At 46.7% G+C, this 22857-nt stretch carries 16 protein-coding genes; 13 read left to right on the top strand and 3 right to left on the bottom strand.

The genetic code is table 11. From position 1 onward, the window contains the following. Positions 1–29: 29 nt before the first annotated feature. The 7 genes from dpaL to AC2204_RS07335 all read left to right on the top strand — a co-directional run bounded on the left by dpaL (position 30) and on the right by AC2204_RS07335 (position 12836). Positions 30–1235, top strand: coding sequence for a diaminopropionate ammonia-lyase (gene dpaL / locus AC2204_RS07365; protein WP_318924872.1), 1206 nt, complete (start codon positions 30–32; stop codon positions 1233–1235). Between the two features lie 127 nt (positions 1236–1362). After that, the gene (locus AC2204_RS07360) at positions 1363–2583 is read left to right on the top strand and encodes a YgeY family selenium metabolism-linked hydrolase (protein ID WP_318924871.1); all 1221 of its coding nucleotides are present in this window, start codon (positions 1363–1365) and stop codon (positions 2581–2583) included. A gap of 268 nt (positions 2584–2851) precedes the next feature. Continuing rightward, entirely contained in the window at positions 2852–4297 is a 1446-nt protein-coding gene (hydA, locus tag AC2204_RS07355; protein ID WP_318924870.1) for a dihydropyrimidinase, read from the top strand. A 53-nt stretch (positions 4298–4350) separates the two neighbouring features. Then, entirely contained in the window at positions 4351–5253 is a 903-nt protein-coding gene (gene arcC, locus AC2204_RS07350) for a carbamate kinase (protein WP_318924869.1), read from the top strand. A 282-nt stretch (positions 5254–5535) separates the two neighbouring features. Next, positions 5536–7167 carry an NAD(P)-binding protein gene (locus AC2204_RS07345; RefSeq protein WP_318924868.1) on the top strand — a complete coding sequence of 544 codons (1632 nt, stop codon included), beginning with the start codon at positions 5536–5538 and terminating at the stop codon, positions 7165–7167. A 9-nt stretch (positions 7168–7176) separates the two neighbouring features. Further along, positions 7177–10821 carry a pyruvate:ferredoxin (flavodoxin) oxidoreductase gene (gene nifJ, locus AC2204_RS07340; protein WP_318924867.1) on the top strand — a complete coding sequence of 1215 codons (3645 nt, stop codon included), beginning with the start codon at positions 7177–7179 and terminating at the stop codon, positions 10819–10821. Between the two features lie 299 nt (positions 10822–11120). Beyond that, the gene (locus AC2204_RS07335; protein ID WP_318924866.1) at positions 11121–12836 is read left to right on the top strand and encodes an NAD-dependent malic enzyme; all 1716 of its coding nucleotides are present in this window, start codon (positions 11121–11123) and stop codon (positions 12834–12836) included. Between the two features lie 69 nt (positions 12837–12905). On the opposite strand, the gene AC2204_RS07330 is transcribed toward AC2204_RS07335, so the two are convergent. After that, entirely contained in the window at positions 12906–13073 is a 168-nt protein-coding gene (locus AC2204_RS07330; protein WP_318924865.1) for a hypothetical protein, read from the bottom strand. 346 nt (positions 13074–13419) lie between these two features. Here AC2204_RS07330 and AC2204_RS07325 point away from each other — a divergent pair, with 346 nt between their 5' ends. Next, complete coding sequence (locus AC2204_RS07325; protein WP_318924864.1) at positions 13420–16131, top strand: cation-translocating P-type ATPase; 2712 nt, start codon at positions 13420–13422, stop codon at positions 16129–16131. Between the two features lie 203 nt (positions 16132–16334). Here the strand turns inward: AC2204_RS07325 and AC2204_RS07320 are convergent, their stop codons facing one another. Further along, positions 16335–16646 (bottom strand): DUF3081 family protein, encoded by a 312-nt coding sequence (locus AC2204_RS07320; protein WP_318924863.1) that lies wholly within the window; start codon positions 16644–16646, stop codon positions 16335–16337. A gap of 247 nt (positions 16647–16893) precedes the next feature. Here AC2204_RS07320 and AC2204_RS07315 point away from each other — a divergent pair, with 247 nt between their 5' ends. Next, positions 16894–18075, top strand: coding sequence for an amino acid aminotransferase (locus AC2204_RS07315; protein WP_318924861.1), 1182 nt, complete (start codon positions 16894–16896; stop codon positions 18073–18075). A gap of 110 nt (positions 18076–18185) precedes the next feature. Here AC2204_RS07315 and AC2204_RS07310 read toward each other — a convergent pair whose 3' ends face one another. Next, positions 18186–18707, bottom strand: a complete 522-nt coding sequence (locus tag AC2204_RS07310; protein WP_318924860.1) for a hypothetical protein — start codon at positions 18705–18707, stop codon at positions 18186–18188. Between the two features lie 296 nt (positions 18708–19003). Here AC2204_RS07310 and AC2204_RS07305 point away from each other — a divergent pair, with 296 nt between their 5' ends. From AC2204_RS07305 to AC2204_RS07290, 4 genes are all read left to right on the top strand, one after another. After that, positions 19004–19999, top strand: coding sequence for a sensor histidine kinase (locus AC2204_RS07305; protein WP_318924858.1), 996 nt, complete (start codon positions 19004–19006; stop codon positions 19997–19999). Between the two features lie 5 nt (positions 20000–20004). Beyond that, the gene (locus AC2204_RS07300) at positions 20005–20790 is read left to right on the top strand and encodes a LytR/AlgR family response regulator transcription factor (protein ID WP_318925031.1); all 786 of its coding nucleotides are present in this window, start codon (positions 20005–20007) and stop codon (positions 20788–20790) included. A gap of 581 nt (positions 20791–21371) precedes the next feature. Continuing rightward, complete coding sequence (locus AC2204_RS07295; protein ID WP_318924856.1) at positions 21372–22094, top strand: ABC transporter ATP-binding protein; 723 nt, start codon at positions 21372–21374, stop codon at positions 22092–22094. Continuing rightward, positions 22082–22714 carry an FtsX-like permease family protein gene (locus tag AC2204_RS07290; RefSeq protein ID WP_318924855.1) on the top strand — a complete coding sequence of 211 codons (633 nt, stop codon included), beginning with the start codon at positions 22082–22084 and terminating at the stop codon, positions 22712–22714. Before AC2204_RS07295 ends, AC2204_RS07290 begins: the two co-directional genes overlap by 13 nt. The last annotated feature ends 143 nt before the right edge of the window (positions 22715–22857 follow it).

Raw genomic sequence — 22857 nt, 5'->3', positions numbered from 1 at the left:
CTTTCTATTCACATCAATGAGGTCTGGTCGTGTCTACATTCTCTCTAAAAATGGAGATAGCCGATAACCGCCATTATAACGGTCAGCAATCTTCTCTGTTCACCATTGATGAAGCGGAAAAAGCCCGCGCCTTCCATCAAAAAGTTGAAGGCTACCAACCAACACCGTTGCAATCACTTGACTGCTTAGCCAAAGAAATTGGTGTTGGAAAAATTCTCGTTAAAGATGAAGCATACCGCTTCGATCTCTGTGCATTCAAGATGCTGGGTGGCGCGTATGCCATTGCCCGTCTGCTTTGTGATGAATACCAGCTTGATATCAACACGTTTGATTTTGACAAACTGAAAACCGACATCACAGAAAAAATGACCTTTGCAACCGCAACCGATGGTAACCACGGTCGCGGTGTCGCCTGGGCGGCCAATAAATTGGGTCAGAACGCTGTGGTCTATATGCCTAAAGGGGCAGCGGATGAGCGAGTAAATAACATTCGCGCACTGGGTGCAAAATGCATCGTTACTGATATGAACTACGATGACACCGTGCGTCTAGCCATTAAAACGGCAGAAGAGTGTGGTTGGAAAGTAGTGCAGGATACCGCTTGGGAAGGTTATACCAAGATCCCAACCTGGATCATGCAAGGTTACACCACAATGGCGGCAGAAGCGGTAGATCAGATGCAAAGCCAAGGTATCAACCAGCCGACTCATGTCTTCTTGCAAGCCGGTGTCGGTGCCATGGCGGGGGGGGTACTGGGCTATCTCTGCGACAAGTTTGGTGCGGACAACCTGCATTCTGTCGTGGTTGAACCCGATCAGGCCGACTGTATTTACCGTTCTGGTATCAGTGCCGATGGCGACATGGTCAACGTTGACGGCGATCTTGCCACCATCATGGTTGGATTAGCATGTGGCGAACCAAACCCACTCGGCTGGCCAGTACTGCGCGACTGCAGTACCCAGTTTGTCTCGTGCCAGGACAACGTTGCTGCACTTGGTATGCGTGTTCTCGGCAATCCGTTAGGTTCTGACCCTCGTGTGGTATCCGGTGAATCCGGCGCGGTGGGAGCAGGCTTGCTAGCTGCTATATATTACCATCCGCAGCGAGAAGAGCTGATGGCAAAAATGGGGCTGACAAAAGACTCCGTAGTGCTGTTGATCAACACCGAAGGTGACACCGATCCCGTTCATTACCGTGAAGTTGTGTGGGAAGGTAAGCACCCAACAACAGCTTAGTTACTAGCAGAATCCAATAACAATTTGCGAGCTCGGTTTTGTCATCGTGTAAACAGGGCTTCAGGTCTTAAAGACAAAAATATCATGTCGGGTGTGATGACCACCATCCGACTTAAGGAGAATTAAAATGACAATGAACATCCCTTTCAACACTGTCCTAGAAAAAGCCCAAGAATATAAAGCGGATATGAGCCGTTTTCTGCGCGATATGATTGCGATTCCAAGCGAAAGCTGTGACGAAGAAAAAGTAGTACTGCGCATTAAAGAAGAAATGGAAAAAGTGGGTTTCGACAAGGTCGAAATCGACCCAATGGGTAACGTATTGGGCTGGATCGGTCATGGTCCGCATCTTATTGCGATGGATGCACACATTGATACCGTCGGTGTCGGCAACATGGATAACTGGGAATTTGACCCGTACCAGGGTATGGAAGACGATGAAATCATCGGTGGTCGTGGTGCGTCAGATCAGGAAGGCGGCATGGCATCTATGGTCTACGCCGGTAAGATCATCAAAGATCTGGGCCTTGAAGACGAATATACCTTACTTGTAACCGGTACGGTTCAGGAAGAAGACTGTGATGGCCTTTGCTGGCAGTACATCATTGAAGAAAGCAAAATCCGTCCTGAGTTCGTGGTATCGACAGAGCCGACAGATTGCCAAATCTATCGTGGTCAGCGTGGCCGTATGGAAATTCGTGTTGATGTTGCAGGGGTGAGCTGTCACGGCTCTGCACCAGAGCGCGGTGATAACGCGATCTTTAAGATGGGCCCGATCCTTAACCAACTTGAAGGACTTTCTCATAATCTTAAAAATGACGAATTCCTGGGTAAAGGCACACTAACCGTGTCTGAAATTTTCTTCACCTCACCAAGCCGTTGCGCTGTGGCAGATAGCTGCGCAGTGTCTATTGACCGTCGCTTAACTTGGGGCGAAACATGGGAAGGTGCATTAGACGAAATTCGTGCACTACCAGCGGTACAAGAAGCTAACGCGGTTGTTTCAATGTACGAATATAACCGTCCAGCCTACACCGGATTGGTATACCCAACAGAGTGCTACTTCCCGACTTGGTTAATTGATGAAGAGCATGTCGCGACTAAAACGCTGGAAGCTTCTTATGAGCTTCTATTTGACAAGAAACCAACGGTTGATAAGTGGACGTTCTCAACGAACGGCGTATCTATCATGGGCCGTTACGGCATTCCAGTGATTGGTTTCGGTCCGGGTAAAGAGCCAGAAGCACATGCGCCAAACGAGAAAACCTGGAAAGACCACTTGGTAACATGTGCTGCAATGTACGCTGTGATCCCGCAGATGTATCTGAAGCAGTTAGGTGAAAAGTAATTAGCGATGTTGGCGAGTAGCCGACATTGATACCGACTTCCGTCCCGAGGGGGTCAGCTCGCTCTGCCTGAGAGCTGACCACATATCCCCCTCGGGATGGCTTTTGTCTTATGTTTAAACCGCAATATCTTTGCTATTTCGTTTACTAACTGAGTCGGCCTTTAGCCAGTCAACAGACACTGTCTATTTGTTACTAAACGAAATAGTTGCGATTAAAGCGACCAGTGTAATTTGATTTTCAAGTGCAGATAAAGCGAAGGATAGCGTTATGAAGCAAAGCGGTCATTCCCCGATTGAGACTGGTAATTCTAAGGCCAGCGCTACCTTAATTAAGCATGGCATCGTGGTTGATGCACATAGCGAAACCAATCAGGACATTCTTATTGTCGACGGCAAAATTGCCCAAATTGCACCGTCAATAAGTGACTATCCTGCTGAGACGAAGATCATTGATGCCTCTGGTATGTACGTCATGCCGGGTGGTATTGATGTCCATACTCATTTTAATCTTGATGTGGGCTTTGCTCGTAGCTGCGATGATTTTTATACCGGCACCCGTTCAGCCGCATGTGGTGGCACCACCATGATCATCGATCATATGGGGTTTGGACCAAAGAGCTGTAACCTTCACCACCAACTCAACGTTTATAAAGAGAGCGCCAAAGATAAAGCGGTTATTGACTACAGCTTTCATGGCGTTATCCAGCATGTTAATGACGAGATCCTGAACGAAATGGCCTCTATGGTTGAACAGGAAGGGATCTCCAGCTTTAAGCTCTATCTCACCTATGGCTATAAACTGGATGACGAATCCGTACTGCGGGCGCTGAGCCGATTGAATCAGGTCAACGCCTTAACCACCGTTCATCCGGAAAATGATGCTGCGATAGCACTCCGGCGTACACAGTTACTTGAAGCCGGAAAAACCGCCCCGAAATACCATGCCATCAGCCGCCCTTTAGAATGCGAAGCAGAAGCCATTGGCAGAATGATCAATCTGGCAAGGCTGGCTGATGACGCACCGCTTTATATCGTTCACTTATCTAATGGCTTAGGTCTGGATTACATTCGTCTGGCGCGTCGTAACGGCCAACCGGTCTGGGCCGAAACCTGCCCGCAATATCTGCTGCTTGATGACAGCTGCTATGAGCAGGAAGATGCACTGAAATTTATTCTCAGCCCGCCATTACGCCCGAAAGAAGAGTTGGAAAAATTGTGGACGGGATTAACCGACGGCAGCATTGATACGGTCGCAACCGACCATTGCTCGTTCACATACCAGACCCAGAAACAGCGCGGCAAAGATAATTTTACCGCTTGCCCGAATGGCATGCCGGGGGTCGAAACCCGAATGCCGCTGTTGTTTTCTGAAGGCGTAATGAAAGGGCGTATCAGCCCAAGCCGTTTTGTTGAACTAACCAGTTATATGCCAGCCAGACTCTTTGGTATCTATCCGCTAAAAGGGTGTCTGGCCACCGGTTCTGATGCTGATTTAGTGCTGTTTGATCCGAAGCAGCAAGTCACCATCAGCCACGATTTATTGCATGACAATACCGATTATACCCCGTATGAAGCAATACAAAGCCATGGCTGGCCAGTCATGACCATCAGCCGTGGCGAGGTGGTGTCGTGCAATGGCGAATTTATGGGGAAAGCAGGGAATGGCCGCTTTATTCGTCGCGAGCCTTTTCTTCGGCAGAATCTGAAAGATTAAAAAATAGGCCGCAGAGAAAAGGGATAAATAAACTTATAAATAAAGGAGTCAACATGAAACCGACAGCTGTCGTTGCCTTAGGCGGCAATGCCCTATTACGTCGCGGTGATGCGCCGAGCTTTGAAAACCAATTGGCCAATATCAAGATTGCCGCCAAAGCGATAGCCGAGATTGCGCGAGAATACCGTGTTGCTATTGTGCATGGCAATGGCCCGCAAGTAGGGTTGTTAGCATTACAGAATCTTGCTTACGATAAAGTAGCGCCGTATCCATTAGATGTTCTAGGGGCGGAAAGTGAAGGCATGATCGGGTATATGCTGGCCCAGGAGTTGCAAAACCTGATGCCGGAGACTCAGGTCGCAAGCTTGTTAACGCGCATTGAAGTGGATGCTGATGATCCGAGCATGCTCGATCCTACCAAATTTGTCGGCCCGGTTTATAACGAAGACGAAGCGGGTATTTTAGCCGAAGCCAATAATTGGGTCATGAAACGCGATGGGGAATTTCTACGCCGGGTTGTGCCATCGCCAAAGCCAATGAACATTCTCGATAAAACCTCAATTGATACCTTGCTCGAAGCCGGGCAAATGGTCATTTGCTGTGGCGGCGGCGGGATCCCGGTCTGTCGTTCAGATTTCGGTTACCGGGGCGTAGAAGGGGTGATTGATAAAGATCTGTCCGCGACATTACTGGCTAAACAGTTAAAGGCTGACAAGCTGCTGATCCTGACCGATGCGGATGCCGTTTATCTCGATTGGGGAACAGACCAGCAACGTGCGTTGCGTTCAGTGACACCGGCCGAGCTAAGTGAACATGAATTCCCTGCTGGTTCGATGGGGCCGAAAGTTGAGGCCGCCGCTGAATTTGCCCAGTTTGGCGGTCGGGCGTATATCGGCGCGTTAGAACAAGGCCTCGATGTGCTGGCTGAAAAAGCCGGAACCTGCGTAGCGGTTTAAGTTATGTGTGAAATGTAGTTATTCATCTCGTTGCAGATTAATGAAATGGCATAGACTTGAACGGCTACACTTTTTTATGGAAAAAATATTCATCGTTTACATTGTCGACATCTACCCTACAAAGCAATATCTAAAAATTGACACCTAAAAGCGAGTCTGATGTACCGACAAAGCAGAAGAACAGACAAAAAGCGATGTGAAACAGCAAGCTTCTCATAACAATGGAATTGAGTGGCTTGCTCTTTATTGTGCCACCAGGCACTTAGAGAAAGGTAGAGCATTATGAGTAATTGTCCAAAGGATATGACCCTTCCTCCGGATCTCACCCTCAAGAAGGGATCGGGACCAGTCAGAACAAAATTCCCCATCTATTCCAACTCCCTGCCGCCCTGTAACCATGCTTGCCCGACCGGGAGTAATATTCAGGAATGGCTGTCGCTAGCGCAGGAAGAGCAATACGAAGAAGCGTTTCAGGCTTTGATCAAAAACAACCCCATGCCGGCGATCCATGGTCGCGTCTGTTACCACCCGTGCGAATCCGCCTGTAACCGTGCCAATATTGATCAAGCTGTCAGTATTCATGCGGTGGAGCGTTTTCTGGGCGATCAGGCGATAGAAAAAGGCTGGCAAGTGCGTGTTGATGCGCAACCAACCGGGAAGCGGGTGTTGGTTGTCGGGGCTGGCCCGAGTGGCCTAGCAACGGCGTATCACCTGAAACGAAAAGGGCACGATGTCGAGATCCGCGACGCTGCGCCAATGGCCGGTGGCATGATGCATTTCGGTATTCCTGCCTACCGCTTACCCCGTGATATTCTGGAAAGTGAAATCGCCCGTATTGAAGCAATGGGTATTAAGATTGTGCTCAATCATACCGTCGAAGATTTGCTGGCAGAAAAAGTAAGAGGGCAATTTGATGCTGTCTTTCTTGCTATAGGCGCGCATGTCGGACGGGGGCTGGATATTCCCAACGATGATCCCGGCAAAGTAAATGATGCTGTCTCGTATCTTCGAGCAACAGAAATGAATACTGCGCCAGCACTGGGCAAGCGTGTTGCCGTGTATGGTGGTGGCAATACCGCAATGGATGCCGCGCGAACGGCCAGGCGTCAGGGGGCCGATGTGATGGTGATTTACCGTCGCGACCGTGCCCACATGCCAGCCCATGATTTTGAATGCGTTGAAGCGATGGAAGAAGGGGTGGTATTCCACTGGCAGCGAACGATTAACCAAATTGATGGTACGACCTTTACCCTTGAGAAAATGGCGATAGACGGCGATGGCCGTCCGCAGCCTACAGGGGAGTTTGAAACCGTCGAGGCGGACTCCCTGATCCTGGCTCTTGGTCAGAATATCGATACCAAACTGACCAAGTCGATTCCGGGTGTTGAGCATAAAAAAGACGGAACCGTTATCGTTAACGAACAGATGATGACCGGCTATCACGGGTTATTTGCCGGTGGTGATATGGTGCCAAGTGATCGTACGGTTACAATCGCCGTCGGTCACGGTAAGAAAGCCGCAGCGCATATCGATGCTTTTCTGAATAAACGTACCTTCAGCAAAATTTCCAAACAACCGCTGATCCGCTACGACAAGTTGCACCTCTGGTATAAAACCGATGCAGACAAGAGCGAGCAGCCGGCAATTCCCGTAGTACAACGTGCCACATCGTTTGACGAAGTCTTCGGGGGGTTAACTGAACAGGAAGCCCTGTTTGAAGCCAAGCGTTGCTACTCCTGTGGCAACTGTTTTGAATGTGATGGCTGTTTTGGTGCCTGTCCTCAGGGGGCAATTACCCGTTTAGGAAAAGGTAAGGGATATAAGGTTGATTACGATAAGTGCACCGGCTGTGAAGCTTGCTATTTGCAGTGCCCTTGTCATGCCATCGAAATGGTAGCCGCTGAAACGGACTAGGAGCAGATCATGACAGATAAAACGATTCATTCGTCGAAGGCGGCTCTTTCATCGATGCCAGTGATGCACACCTGTGACGGTAACGAAGCCGCGGCACATATTGCATACCGCGTCAGTGAAGTGTGTGCAATATATCCAATTACACCTTCTTCGACTATGGCCGAATTTGCTGACCAGTGGGCCGCAGAAGACAAACGAAATATTTGGGGCAATATTCCGCTGATCGCGGAAATGCAAAGTGAAGGCGGTGCCGCAGGTACCGTCCATGGCTCGCTGCAAAGTGGTGCGCTAACAACGACATTTACGGCCTCGCAAGGCTTGATGTTAATGCTGCCCAACATGTACAAAATTGCTGGCGAGCTGACATCCGCGGTATTCCACGTCGCCGCACGGTCGCTGGCGGCTCAGGGGCTGTCTATTTTTGGTGATCATCAGGATATTATGGCCGCACGGGGCACGGGGTTTGCACTACTTGCCGCTTCCTCGGTACAAGAGGCGCACGATATGGCGCTGGTGGCTCATGCCGCAACGCTCGATGCACGTATTCCGTTTATTCACTTCTTTGATGGTTTCAGGACCTCCCATGAAGTGAACAAGATCAGTCTGATTTCTGATGCCCATATCAGGGAAATGATCTCAGACCAATTGGTACGGGCACACCGTGAACGTGGTTTGAGTCCTGATACTCCGTTCATTCGTGGCACGGCGCAAAACCCGGATGTATATTTTCAGGGTCGCGAAACGGTTAATCCGTTTTATGCCAGTACCCCGGACATTGTTCAGGGCTGTATGGATAAACTGGGCAAGCTAACGGGGCGCCATTATAAGCTGATCGAATTCCACGGTGCGCCAGATGCCGAGCGGGTAGTGATTGCGATGGGATCGGGTGTCGAAACCATCAAAGAGACTGTCGAATATTTAGTTGCACAGGGCGAGAAAGTCGGTGTGCTGCAAGTGCGGTTGTACCGGCCTCTTTCGGCAGAGCATCTGATGGCGGCACTGCCAAAGACAACGAAAAAACTGGCGATATTAGATCGTACCAAAGAGCCGGGAGCCAATGCCGATCCGCTCTATCAGGATGTGCTGACCGCATTGATGGATTCTTTTAATGGTGAGGGACAGAATCGCCTTGAGCAGATGCCACGCTTAGTGGCTGGTCGTTATGGCTTGTCGAGTAAAGAATTCACACCAGCGATGGTTAAAGCCGTCTTTGATAATCTTGCGAAAGAACAGCCTAAGCACCATTTTACCGTCGGTATTATTGATGATGTGATGAACTCGCATCTCGCTTACGATGCTGATTTCGATATTGAATCCAGCGAAGTGGTGCGCGCCATGTTCTATGGCCTGGGGGCTGACGGCACGGTAGGCGCGAATAAGAATACCATCAAGATCATCGGAGATGATCCGGACTATTTTGCTCAGGGTTACTTTGTCTACGATTCAAAAAAATCGGGTTCGCAGACCGAATCGCACCTGCGTTTCGGCCATCATCCGATCAACAGTCCGTACCTGATCCAGTCGGCTAATTTTATTGCCTGTCATCAGTCAACCTTTGTTGAAAGTACAGACATGCTGGCGAAAGCGGCGGATAACGCGACATTCTTGCTAAATACGACTGAACCTGCGGATAAGGTATGGGACAGCCTGCCAGCAAGAATGCAGCAGCAACTGATCGAACGCAATATGACCCTGCATGTGATCGACGCCTATAAAGTGGCGCGTGATACCGGCATGGGCAATCGCATCAATACCATTATGCAGACGTGTTTCTTTGCCCTTTCCGGGGTGTTAGAAAAAGACGTTGCCATTGCTAAAATTAAAACAGCGATAGAGAAAACATACGCCCGTAAAGGCCCCGAAGTGGTAAAGAAAAACTTTGCCGCGGTTGACCATACCCTGTCTCACCTTTATCAGGTGAAGGTACAAGATAAGGTCACGGCGACGGGGGTGTCAAAACCAACAGTTTCCGAACTCGCGCCGAAGTTTGTCCAGGAAGTCACTGCGGCGATGATGGCGGGCAAGGGCGATCTTATTCCTGTCTCGATGCTACCGGTCGACGGCACCTATCCGTCAGGTACGACGCAGTGGGAAAAACGCAATATTGCCCAGAAAATTCCAGTCTGGGAGCAAGATGACTGTATCCAGTGTGGTAACTGCAGCATTGTTTGTCCGCATGCGGCGATTCGGGCCAAGTTCTACGACAAGTCGAAACTGGATGATGCCCCACAAGGCTTCAAATCTGCGGGCATTACCGCCCGAGGCTTCCCGGATACACGTTACACATTACAGGTTTACGCCGAAGATTGTACCGGTTGCAGCTTGTGTGTCGATGCCTGCCCGATGGTCGTGCAAGAAGCGACAGAAACGTTGCCCGAGCGCAAAGCTATCAATATGGAGCTGAAAGCGCCTTATCTGGAGCAAGAGAAGCAGAACCTGAGCTTCTTTGAGGCGTTGGCCTACAACGAACGTGCCCGTATCGACTTCTCGAATGTCCGTGGGGCGCAGTTCCTGCAGCCACTGTTTGAGTTCTCTGGTGCATGTGCGGGATGCGGTGAAACCCCTTACCTTAAGTTGATGTCACAGCTATTTGGCGATCGGATGATGGTGGCCAATGCTACGGGCTGCTCGTCTATTTATGGCGGTAACTTACCGACTACACCATGGTCGAAAAATGCCGAAGGGCGGGGGCCTGCCTGGGCGAACTCATTGTTCGAAGATAATGCCGAGTTCGGCTTTGGTTTCCGTCTGGCTGCTGTGAAGCAACACGAAATGGCGAAACAGTTGGTGGTGGAAAACCGCGACCGACTCGATCCGTTATTGGTTGATCAATTACTGAATGCTGAACAAAATACCGAAACGGAAATTCAGGCACAGATCAAGCGTGTTGATCTGCTTAAAACGGAGCTTAAAGCATTCGGAACAGAATCTGCGTTGAACCTGATATCTGTCGCCGATCAGCTGATCCGCCGCTCAATCTGGATTGTTGGGGGGGACGGCTGGGCGTACGATATTGGCTCAAGCGGTCTGGATCATGTATTGGCCAGTGGTGCCGATGTTAACGTGCTGGTGATGGATACCGAAGTGTATTCCAATACTGGCGGTCAGATGTCGAAATCCACCCCGTTAGGCGCAGTGGCGAAATTCGCTTCAGCCGGTAAAAAAGCGATCAAGAAAGACGTCGCGATGCAGGCTATTTCTTACAATAACGTCTATGTTGCTCGTGTCGCGCTGGGGGCAGATCCGCAACAGGTGCTATTAGCGATGCGGGAAGCTGAGGCTTACCGCGGTCCATCAATCATTATTGCCTACAGCCACTGTATTGCTCACGGCATTAATATGGAAGATGGCCTGCACCAGCAGCAGCTTGCGGTTAAATCCGGTCACTGGCCATTATTCCGCTATAACCCGGAACTGCGTGATGTGGGTGAGAATCCGTTCTCGCTCGATACATTACGTCCGACGATCCCGCTGGAAGCGTATCGCTACAACGAAGGGCGCTATCAGAGCTTACGCCGTAGTCACCCTGAACTTGCCGGTGATATTACCGCTCAAGCGCAGACTGTGGCCGAACGTAAATGGCGGTTATATGAAGAGTTAGCCACTCGTCCTCAGGGAGCCGTTGCGCCACATGTTGAGTTGCAGGGCAAATAGTTATACCTGAAAAAGGACCAAGGCCTGTTTATCTTCCGACCGCTGTAATTGCAATGGTGAAGACAATCTGGCCCTCATGTCTCGAAATGAATAAAAGTGCCTGACATCTTGTGACAGGCACTTTTACTTCACATTTTTAATGTTGCAAAAAGCATACAATTACTTGCCATATCCTGATACCAACTGATTTATTAAGTATCACGGGATAACCAATCAGCCCTCGCATAAAACCGCATGCCGTTTCTGACAGATGACATTTGAGGACTGATAATAATTTGTTTTTATAGTGGAGGGATACCATGACAACAGGAAAATACCTAAGGTGGAAAGATGAAGAAGGCAATGAATTCCGACCTGTTTCATTAACCGGTACCGAGTTGCTCAACGATCGTACCCTGAACAAAAGCACTGCCTTTAGTTATGAAGAACGTGAAGCATTTCAGTTGAGCGGCTTGCTTCCACCAAGGGTACAAACCTTCGATGATCAATTAAACCGTGTATATGATGGCTTCAGAAACGCCTCAACAGATATTGAAAAATACCTTTTCTTGCGTGCCCTTCAAGATAGAAACGAAACCTTATTCTATGCATTGTTATCCCGTCATGTAGAAGAAATGACACCGATCATCTACACCCCAACCGTCGGTAAGGCATGCCAGGAATTTAGCCACCGTTACCAAAAAGCGCGAGGTCTGTACATTACCGAAGATAGTGTTGACGAAATGGGAGAGATGGCTCGTCACTTTATCGGCAAAGACATCAAAATTATCGTTGTTACCGACAGCCAGGGCATTCTTGGCTTAGGTGATCAGGGTGTCGGCGGAATGGGGATCCCAATTGGTAAACTTTCCCTTTATACCCTGGGGGCTGGTATTCATCCGGCACATTGCCTGCCAATAGCACTGGACGTTGGTACCGACAACCAGGATTTGCTTGATGATCCTATGTATCTGGGGATGCCTCGTAAACGTATGCGCGGCGAGGAATATAAGGCTTTCATCCGTAAGTTTGTGAAGCAGGTGAAGCGCCACTTCCCGAAAGCGGTATTGCAGTGGGAAGATTTCAGTAAATCCAATGCATTCGATAACCTGAGTGATTACGAAGATGACTTGCCGTCATTTAACGATGATATTCAAGGCACAGGCTCCGTTGTGCTGGCGGGTATACTTGGTGCGGTGAAAATTAAAAACGAGAAGCTTGCCGATCAAACCTATGTGGTTTATGGGGCAGGTGCTGGTGGAGTAGGGGTCGCCGATCAGATTTACGCGGGCCTACTCAAAGAAGGTTGCTCGCATGTTGCGGCGCGGGAAAAAATATTTGTACTCGATTCGCAAGGCTTAGTGTTTGATGATCGGGATGGTCTGGATGAATACAAGAAACGCTATGCCAAACCTCGCGCACTGGCTGAAGGCTGGCACACTGAAGTGCTCGGCAAGGTTTCTCTGACAGAACTTATCAACAACCATCCGGTAACGGTGCTATTGGGAACCAGTGGTATCGGCGGCGCATTTAAAGAAGAGCACGTTCAGAAGATGCTGGAATACACCAAACGACCAATGGTATTTCCGCTTTCTAACCCCACCGCAAACTGCGAAGCGATACCAGAAGATATTTACAAATGGAGTGATGGTCAGGCTATTGTCGCCACCGGAAGCCCATTTGATAATGTTAACTACAACGGCCATGAGTACCGGATCGGCCAGGGTAATAACGTCTTTATCTTCCCTGGTGTGGGATTGGCATCGATAGTTTCTCAAACCCAGAAAGTCACCCTTGACATGTTCACTATGGCTTCTTACGCCTTGGCTGAGTGTGTTTCAGAGGAAGATCTGGCTGCGGGATGCGTATACCCGAGGATCAGTAAACTGAAGGAAGTCTCTGTTGTGGTGGCAACCAGTATTCTTGAAAATATGCAAGCCACTGAACCGAATAGCCTGCTTCGAGGTAAAAATATTCAACAAGAACTTGCTCAACAAATGTGGGAACCTGTTTACCTGCCTTACAGAAGGGTATAAAAGCATGTAAGGACATGCGTTAAGCCCAGTGAAAGCTGGGCTTTTCGTTGAGAACATTGACCACACCCATTAGTGTTTTTTTGTTACGCCCTGGTAAGCGGATTTAAACATCAGGTTAAAGCCATCTTGTGAGATTTCTTTTGGAGTGGTATTTGCGGCTTTAAGTCGTCGGTAGCATTCATGTAACGTCGCAAGTACGATTTCTTGTTCTTTGGGGCTCATTTTTTGTGTGTTCACTTGGTTTCCCTCTCATTTCGCTCGAATTGAGTTTCCAGAGGAAGCTCTGAATCTCTTGTAGTGACTTGAATATACCTATAGACAATAAACCAGCGATATTGAATTGAATCTGAACCAACATTGATCATCTGCGAAGAATACAAATTGAATAACACTCTAGTTGCATAATGTCTCACTTTACATATTTTTCAGTCTATTCTTATCAGTATTAAAAACTGACATGCATCCATTTTAATCGGATATTCGGCTGGATGATGAATAGCTGGTTTGGGCGTACGGGAATAAGAATGTTATATCAATTGGGATAACTGTCCCGACTGATATTATTTATAGCGGGAATTAGCACATGACGTTAAATTCGCTGAAAGAAGGAATAAAATCAGGATCTGCTGAGCAAAATACAGAGGCTGTAAGCGCTGCTCAGACTGGTTCCGCAGATCAAAACACTGGTGCTGGCTTAACACAAAAAAATGCTGAAGAGAGACTGAAAGAATATGGTATCAACCGGTTGCCTGAGCCTCCGATGCCCGGAACGGTACAAATATTTGCCCGACAGTTTTTAAGTCCGTTTATTTATATTCTGGTTATTGCCGCCATTGTTTCATTCATTCTGGGGCAAAACCCTAGTGGTATCTTTATTATTGTGGTGCTGATCCTTAACGCCATTATAGGCACTGTTCAGGAGTATTCTGCCCAACGCTCTGCAGCGGCATTACGGAATATGGTCAAAGGTGTAACCCATGTCATCCGTGACAGTATTGCCCGCACTATTGATGTCGAAGAAATCGTTCCGGGTGATTTGCTTCTGCTCTCTTCCGGCGACAAGGTGCCCGCAGATGTACTCCTTATTAATTGCCACAATTTGGCTGTTGATGAATCGATGTTAACGGGTGAGTCTCTGGCTGTGAGTAAAAATCCCTGGGCCAAGGTTGCTGAGGACGCGCCGTTGTCGGAAAGGGTAAACCAGTGTTTTGCGGGTAGTATTATTACCCACGGACGTGCTCAGGCCATTGTAACCGCAACGGCGACCCATACCGAGATCGGGCGTATTGCTCGCCATGTCACGAAAGAGCGTGTCTCCGAACCACCATTGATGATCCGCATCCGGGCTTTTACCTATCAGGTCGCTGGCGGTATTTTTATCGCAATCTTAACGCTTACGATCATGATGTTGCTGAAAGGGAGCTATACCACCGAAGCCATTATCTTAATGACCATTGGCCTCGCCGTCTCGGTGATACCTGAGGGGTTGCCCGCCGCGCTGACTGTCGCTCTGGCTATCGGTATGAGGCGAATGGCCAAAAACAATGTCATTATCCGTAAACTGATCGCCGTGGAATCGCTAGGTTCGTGTACCTTTATCTGTTCTGATAAAACGGGCACATTGACCGTAAATGAGTTAACGATCCGTCAGGTAGTACTGCCAGACAATAAGGCTTTTCAGGTGACGGGAGAAGGGATCGCTCCTGGCGGTGAAATTTGCGGTAATACCGAACAACAACACCTGCAGCAGTTGTGTATTGCTGGTGTCTTGGCCAATGAAAGCCATCTTAGTTATGCCGGAGGAGAATGGGTATCGGACGGTGATATCGTCGACGTTGCATTTCTGGTGTTAGCTAAAAAGCTGGGGATGTCGATCACGCAACTGCGGCAACAGCAGACCCAGCTGGAGCTTATCCCTTACGAACCAGAAAAAGCCTATAGCGGCAGCGTGAATCTTGATGGTGACAGTGCTTGGCTGTATGCCAAAGGCAGCCCTGAAAAAATGCTCAGTATGTGTAGTCAAATGGAAACGGCATCAGGGCCGGTCGACATTGACAAGGCATTGATCGAAGATCAATTTGAATCTCTGGCTAAACAAGGTTACCGGATTATTGCCCTGGCCAAACGGGAAGTGATTGAAAACAGCCATAAGACATTAGAGAAAATGAACTTTCTAGGTATGGTGGCTATGATTGATCCGGTACGTAAAGAAGCGTTTGATGCGATAACCCGCTGCCGTAACGGGGGGATTGAAGTCGCGATGATCACCGGTGATCACCCGGCTACTGCAAAGTCGATTGCCATAGAGCTTGGTCTGTGTGAACAAGATGCCGCTGTTGTCACAGGAAGTATGATCCATCAGGCCAATGCCCAAAGTCTGAAAGCCGCAGACGACTTAATCAGACCGATCCGCGTTTTTGCCCGTATTGAACCGCAACAAAAGGAGCAGATAGTCGATAGTTTTATGCGCCAGGGCCATTTTGTTGCGGTAACCGGAGACGGCGTGAATGATGCACCGGCTATGCGCCAGGCAAATACCGGCATCGCAATGGGAAAGCGCGGAACAGATGTTGCGAAAGAAACGGCGGATCTCATTATTACTGACGATAACTTTGCTTCTATCGTGTCCGGTATCGAGCAAGGCCGTGTGGTTTACAACAATATACGCAAGGTTATCGCCTTATTGGTGGCAACCGGATTTTCTGCTCTTTGGCTGTTTTTCCTCTCGGTTATTGCCGGCTTGCCGATGCCAATGATCGCTGTTCAACTGTTATGGCTGAACTTAGTCGCCAATGGGTTGCAGGACGTCGCCCTGGCGTTTGAACCTAAAGAAGGCAATGAACTTAGCTTTAAGCCAAGAAAACCCAGAGAGCCGATTTTTGAAAAAATAATTATTGAGCATATTCTGATTTCCGGAACCGTGATGGGCGGGTTGGCATTTATTAATTATTATCTTGCTCTTGATGCCGGCCAGCCTGTGGAGCAGGCGAGAAACCTGACCCTGATGCTAATGGTATTGTTTGGTAATATTCATGCGCTTAATAGCCGTTCTGAAACGCTGTCACTCTTTTCTCTTTCCCTCTTTGCTAATCCGTTTTTGATGTTAGCTGTTCCTATTGCCCAACTGGTACACATTGCCGCCATGTACACCCCGGGGATCAGCGACGTATTGGCGATCCAACCGATTTCCTTAGCCGAGTGGGGCCAACTGTTGCTGATCGCTTCCAGCTTATTCGTGGTTGAAGAGCTCCACAAATGGTGGCGTCGCCGCTCTCTTCGAAGGAACCCTGCCTAGGTTTATGTGCCTTGTTTCAATGGGAAAATGTAACAAAGCCAGCAATTAAGCTGGCTTTTATGAATGTGGCAGAGCAATTTGGGTGTGTTTTGTTAATATCGACCGTGATTTCCGCCGTTAACCGTAACGTCCATCATTTGTTTTTATGGGTATTAAGGAGATGAACAGTCTTAACACTGAGTATCCAATTCTCATATGGGACGCTAATAGCGTTCGTCTAACGCCATCAGTTTTTTTAGAAAAGCCTGAACCTGGGCCTCATTATTATTATGTATATCTGCTGTGGTTTGATTGATGGTGGTTTCTGGGTTGTCATTATCAGTATGGAAGTGGTACGTATTGTGAAAGTTGATATCCAGGCTGACATTGTCGTCTGCCAGACTCACACTGTAACCATCCAAACTCTCGGTGCAGGTGATATCTTCTAGCTTACATTGGTTGTCCTTACGCTGGCCCTGCGTTTTTACTTTTTCATACACACTTAGCAGGGTACGAACATCAACACTGTTTTTCATAAATCTCTCCTGATCTCAGGCTGATAATGTAGATGAAGACGTAAATCCCTTTTACTTATTATATAAATCTAGGCCGTCATTGTGAGGATGCAAGGGCGGTTAGGATTATATTAATCTCGATCACTATTATGTCTATCTCTCTAAATGTAGGTGTGGGAGGCAAGTAAAAAGAGGACGGTTTCATCGTGACGTTTTGAATCGGAAGTGATAATTTGAAGTGATTAACAGTAAAAACGGAATTTATCTGATGTTTAAGCAGCTTACACAAGCACAGCTCGATCCTATTTTGTCTCTTTCAATAGCCTACCGTGAAGATAGCCGGGCAGATAAAATGGATTTGGGGATTGGTGTCTACCGGAACAGTCAAGGTGAAACGCCCATTATGCAGGCTGTTCAGCAGGCACAGCAATACTTGCTGGCTACGCAAACAACCAAGGCCTATGTCGGTCTGGCGGGTGATGAAGTATTTAACCAGTCGATGATGGATTTATTGCTATCAGGCACCTCAGCACATAGCCGGGCGGCCGCAGTTCAAACCCCCGGTGCAAGTGGTGCGTTGCGTATGTTGGCCGATTTGATGCGTCTTGCCCAGCCGGATACCACGGTATGGTTAACAAATCCCAGCTACGTCAATCATAAGCCTGTCATGGAAGCCGCTGGACTGACTGTGAAATATTATCCGTATTTTGATTCTGCGACCAAGCAAGTGAACAGTGATGCTATGTTGGCGGAACTGGCAAAAGCCGGGCCTAAAGATGTGGTATTGCTACACGGTTGCTGCCATAACCCAACCGGTGCTGATATTTCTTTTGCCGACTGGCAAGCGATAACAGCACTTGCAAATCAAAATGGTTTCCTTCCATTTGTTGATATTGCTTATCAAGGTTTCGGTGATGGTTTAGAGCAAGATGCAGCAGGCCTTAAATACATGGCTGATAATGTCGAAGAGTTGATTGTCGCGACCTCATGTTCAAAGAATTTTGGCTTGTATCGTGAACGTACCGGTGCCGCGATTGTGATCAGTGATAGCTTGCAGGAAGCCCAAAAGGCGAAAGGGAGGATTCTGCAGTTAGCGCGTTCTACTTATACAATGCCGCCAGATCACGGTGCGGCAGTCGTTGCGACGATTCTGACCGATGATGATTTAACGGCTGTCTGGAAACAAGAGCTTGGTGAGATGAATGGCCGCTTACGGAGTTTACGCGCTGGCCTGACACAAGCTATTCGTACTCAGGGATCTGATTCATTTGATTTTATCGAGAAACATAAAGGTATGTTTTCAGTTACAGGTTTAACCCCTGAGCAGATCGAACGCCTGCGTAAAGAATTCGCGATTTATGCGGTTGGTGATGGCCGTGTAAATATTGCGGGTCTTCAAGAACAGCAAATTAATTATCTGGCAAATGCGCTATTAACCGTCTCTCGGTAAATAGCTTCAGCGGGTGGATTTGTTAATTGAAATGGGGTTTATTTAAACCCCATTTCTATCATTTCGTCCGGCAGCAATACTCCTCCGTTCATAAGAAGGTATCACTTCCATTATTTTGTTAAAACAAGAATGTCATGGTCTTCTTTTGCTTTGTTGAGAAGGTAGTTTTCCATTTCATCTTGCAACGCTTGTTGATTAGCGAGGGGCAGTGCATGAACATCTGCAATGAGCGCGCAGTTTCCCTCATCTGACTGGTGATGATAAATCATACCGCAGGCGGCTGGTTTTCCTTTATAAAAGCCAACGTAGAGCTGAGCCGGAGCATCTTGTTCGAACATAATTTGAGTGAGATATTCAATGAGCGCATCTTTGTCGGCTTCTTTTGCCCATTGGCTGGCAAGTACCAACGAATACCTGATGGTCAGCGGGTGACAATCGACAGGATAGAAAGAAAGAGAAGATGTAGCACAATCTGGAATAGAGGATATCAGTTGAGATGAAAGCTGCAGTTGTTTTGCTTGATACAAGGCCAATCCCTTCTCGCTGAGTGGTGTCGGAAATTCAGCGTCGGTGACGTGGCTTGCCATCCAGGCATTTTTTAATTTGTTGAGCTGTTCAATCATTAACTGCATATCATCTATTCTTTTGTTTGAGCCCCACACCATACCGCAAAATAATGCGATAAGGTATGGGGTAGGCGCTAAAAGCTTAATTAATGGCTAACGATAATACTGATTCCTGATACGATGCATTGCACCATAAATCCCTTCTTCTCATAAAACAGAATGAAAAAGAGTGAGTTCATACTTACATCAAGGTGACTTGTTGCATATTGATCTCAGCTTTAGTATACCTCCCATCAGATTAATATAGATAATGGATGTAAGCCGTGAGTACTAGTAGGATAAGTCATGTACTAAGGAATGCAGTGATTAGCATTTTATTTTGCTTTGCTATCTCCTGTATAACCTACGTGATTATAGGAGGAGCTTTCAGTCGACACTTGATTATCTCATTCGGATACGGTGGCATTTGTAATATAATTAACTACATGGTTCAAAATAATCGTGCGTACTGGCCACCTTTCATTGGTTTTATCGTTGTGGTTGGCGGAACCTTAGTTTTCGGAACAATACATGCCCTGTTATGGTCAGTGTGGTTTGTAAATAGTAAAGATTATAATCAGATTTTTTATCTTATCAGTTTTTGTATTTTCTTCTCGTCGATTATTTATTATTTTTTTTATAATCGAGAAAAGGCGTTATTGATCGAAAATGAGCTGAAACAAGTTAAACTTACGCAGACGGAGCAGGAGCGTGCATTAGTCGTCAGTCAGTTGCAAGTCTTACAAAGTCAGATTGAACCGCATTTTCTTTTTAATACTCTTGCCAATTTACAAGTCCTTATTGATGCCGACCCTAGGAAAGCGACGAAGTTGTTAGAACAACTTACTGAGTTATTACGAATTAGTTTAAAGAAGAGTCGTCGGCAGTGGATCATGCTTGGTGATGAAATTGATTTACTCGATGCTTACTTAGGGATTCAATCGATGCGTTTAGGTGACAGACTCAATTACCGGTTTATTGTCAATGATAGCGTGGACAAGCAATGGGAGATCCCCCCACATATGCTTCAGCCTCTGGTGGAAAATGCAATTTATCATGGCATTGAGCCCTGTGAAGACGGCGGTGAAATTGTAGTGTGCCTTTGTTGTGAAAATAATAAGCTGATTGTTGAAGTCAAAGACAATGGTGTAGGGTTTAATCATCCGTCGATGCATGCCGGGCATGGTGTTAGTTTAGATAATATTCGTCAGCGTTTGAAAGGGCTTTATGGCGAGGACGCTAGATTATTCATCTCTGCCCCGGAAATAGGGGGGGTTATAGCTAAAATGGAGCTATTGCCTGGAGGGCATTCAATATGAAGGAAATGTTATCTTACACTGCCGTTATCGCAGATGATGAACCGCTGCTGCGTTATCATTTAAACAAAACACTTGCAGAAGTATGGCCGCAACTTGAAGTAGTGGCAAGCGAGAAAGACGGTAAATCAGTGTTAGCCAGTATTAAGCAATATCAACCCGATATTGCTTTCCTTGATATTAGAATGCCAGGACTTGACGGAATTTCGGTCGCTAAATCGTTGAAGTCGATCAATAAGGTACCACTAGTCGTTTTTGTTACTGCATATGATGAATATGCGATAAAGGCATTTGAGGAGCAGGCAATAGATTATTTGCTTAAGCCATTTAACGAAACTCGTTTGCTGCAAACGTGTGAGCGTATTCAGCATTATCTGAAAAATCGTTACTCTGCGTCACAAGGTGGGGATAAATTATCGATTGATGCATTACAGAGCTTAGTTGCCACAATACAGAGTCCTGCCAATCAGTACTTACGTTGGATAAGGGCCAGTAAAGGTGACGATATTTGCTTGATATCAGTTGATGAAGTGAATTATCTGCATGCGGAAGCTAAATATGTCAGCGTTTACACCCATGATGATGAGTATCTTATTCGTACACCGCTAAAAGAGCTAATTAAGCAGCTTGACCCGGATGTTTTCTGGCAAATACACCGCTCTACGATTGTACGGGTTGATGCAATAGACAAAGTGAAACGGGATTTTGCAGGGAGGATGAGTGTTTATTTGCAAAATAATGGTGAAAAGTTGGCGGTCAGTCGTAATGCTCAAGGCTTATTTAAGCAAATGTGAGTAGATATCCCCTGGTGACTTCAATATGCAGAAGAATTGCGGTCGCTAACTCTCACCTTTCGGAAGTGGTCCAGACTGTCCACTTATGTGTCCAATTTACTCGAAAGGGCCAGCCAACCCAGGGCAAGAGCATGAAAATCACAAAGTAATTGGAAATCAAGCTGTTACAGTCTAGGCCAGGAATAACCCTAATAGCGTAAAATGTTGATTTATTTCGAAATTTCATTCTTCGTGCGTTTGCCCTGCCAGCCAACCCTTCGCTATTCCCCTTGAATTGAACTGGTTGGCATTACTTAGAATTCTGCACCAGAGTTGAAGTGGATTGAAAACCGTTTATCGGTTTATTTCCCTTTTATCCTTATTATACGCCATTTATCTCATTGTTTAATATGAGCTCTCCGATAGCCTTAGTCTAAGGCTACATCAATGAGGGAGGTAAAGAATAACGCAAGAACCATTACGACCGCCTACCCTTATAGACAATATAAAAATAAATAATGTTAGTTGGCATAAAACACTTGGTAGCTTGGCTCATATCTATGGTTTTGAAGCCATAGGAGCCTCGTTATCAAGGAGGTTATATGATTGAGTTCCAGAGGATCAAGAAGACATATATATTTAATGGTCACATTTATAACGCACTGCAGGGGGTCGATGGAAAAATTGCCTCAGGGGAGATGGTTGCTCTCTATGGCCCTTCAGGATCCGGGAAAAGTTCATTACTCAATGTATGTAGTTTACTGGATGAAAACTATCAAGGTCGAGTCATTATTGGCGATGAACCCATAATCAAAACATCGGCATTTGCTATCGATGTTCGCCGTAAACAAATGGGGTTTATTTTTCCAAAATTTAATTTGGTTTCGGTACAGACTGTTTTTGAGAACATCGAGTTTCCTTTAATACTGAATCGTATTGGTAAAGTAGAGCGTACTCAACGGGTGTTAGAAATGATCGATAAGGTGGGATTGAGTGAGTTTGTTGATCTTAAACCTGAAAGCTTAACGGGAATACAAAAACAGTCCGTTGCGATTGCAAGAGCGTTTATCCATAAACCAGTTGCAGTGATTGCAGATGAGCCTACTGGCAGTCTCGATAGTGATTCCAGCGCCGTTGTCATAGAATTGATGCTCAAATTGGGCCATGAGTTTGATACCGCGATTTTAGTCGCAACCAGTGACACAACAATTGCAAAAATGTGTCATCGGACAATTCATATGTTAGATGGCTGTATTGTCGAGCATGTTCCCGCAGTTCTTTTTAAATACCGGAAAATGACGGAGGCGCTCCCGTGGGGAGTCTGATTTTTTTACTGCGGTTGGCCAAGAAGTACATTATTCATAATGCAGGACTGTCACTGTTTATGGTGTCAGTTATCTCCACTTCAGGATTTCTCCTTCTGTTTTTAGGAGGGTACGGGCTTAATGCACTGGAAAAAGTAAAAGAATCTGTCGCTTTGGACAATGGGAGTCATCTGGATTTTTTTGAATATAACGTTTTTTTAGTTATGAATACTTCAGCTATTATAATTACAGTCATCATGTATGTTCTGCTGCAATATATCATGATCAATAATATTTCCAGACGGCAAAGAGAAATAGATCTACTCACTATTTTAGGTGCGAACCCCCGAGAAATTATTGCTGGATTTTTTTGTGAAGTAAGTTTGATTGTTATCGCGGGCTTGTCACTGGGAGGTGGCTTAGCTGTATGGTGTAGTGCGATCTATCTGGACATAATAGTTCAGCTTTCTCAATTTTTTGAGCTTCATTACCTCGTTTATGTTGAAATATCATCTCCTCTGTTGCTGGTATTAAGTGTTTCAATTGTAATTATCAGTATTTCGATTTTGTCGGCATTAATAGCCGTGAAAAGAGGAGTGAGGAAGTCATGCTTAATGGCTCTGAATTGTCAGCGACTATGAATGACCGGTAAACGTATGTTGTCATATTAAGCAATCTTAGGTGTCGGCCAGCCACTTAGTATCATAGAAAATTGTGTGTCAAAAAGCGATGAGGGTAAAAAGAGAGATTGCTCGCTATTCTAATAAAATCTGTGTTGATGTTA

It is taken from the genome of Photobacterium sp. (assembly GCF_057456235.1).
Note: the sequence above shows the minus strand (reverse complement) of the source record. Positions and strands in the feature narration are given on the sequence as shown.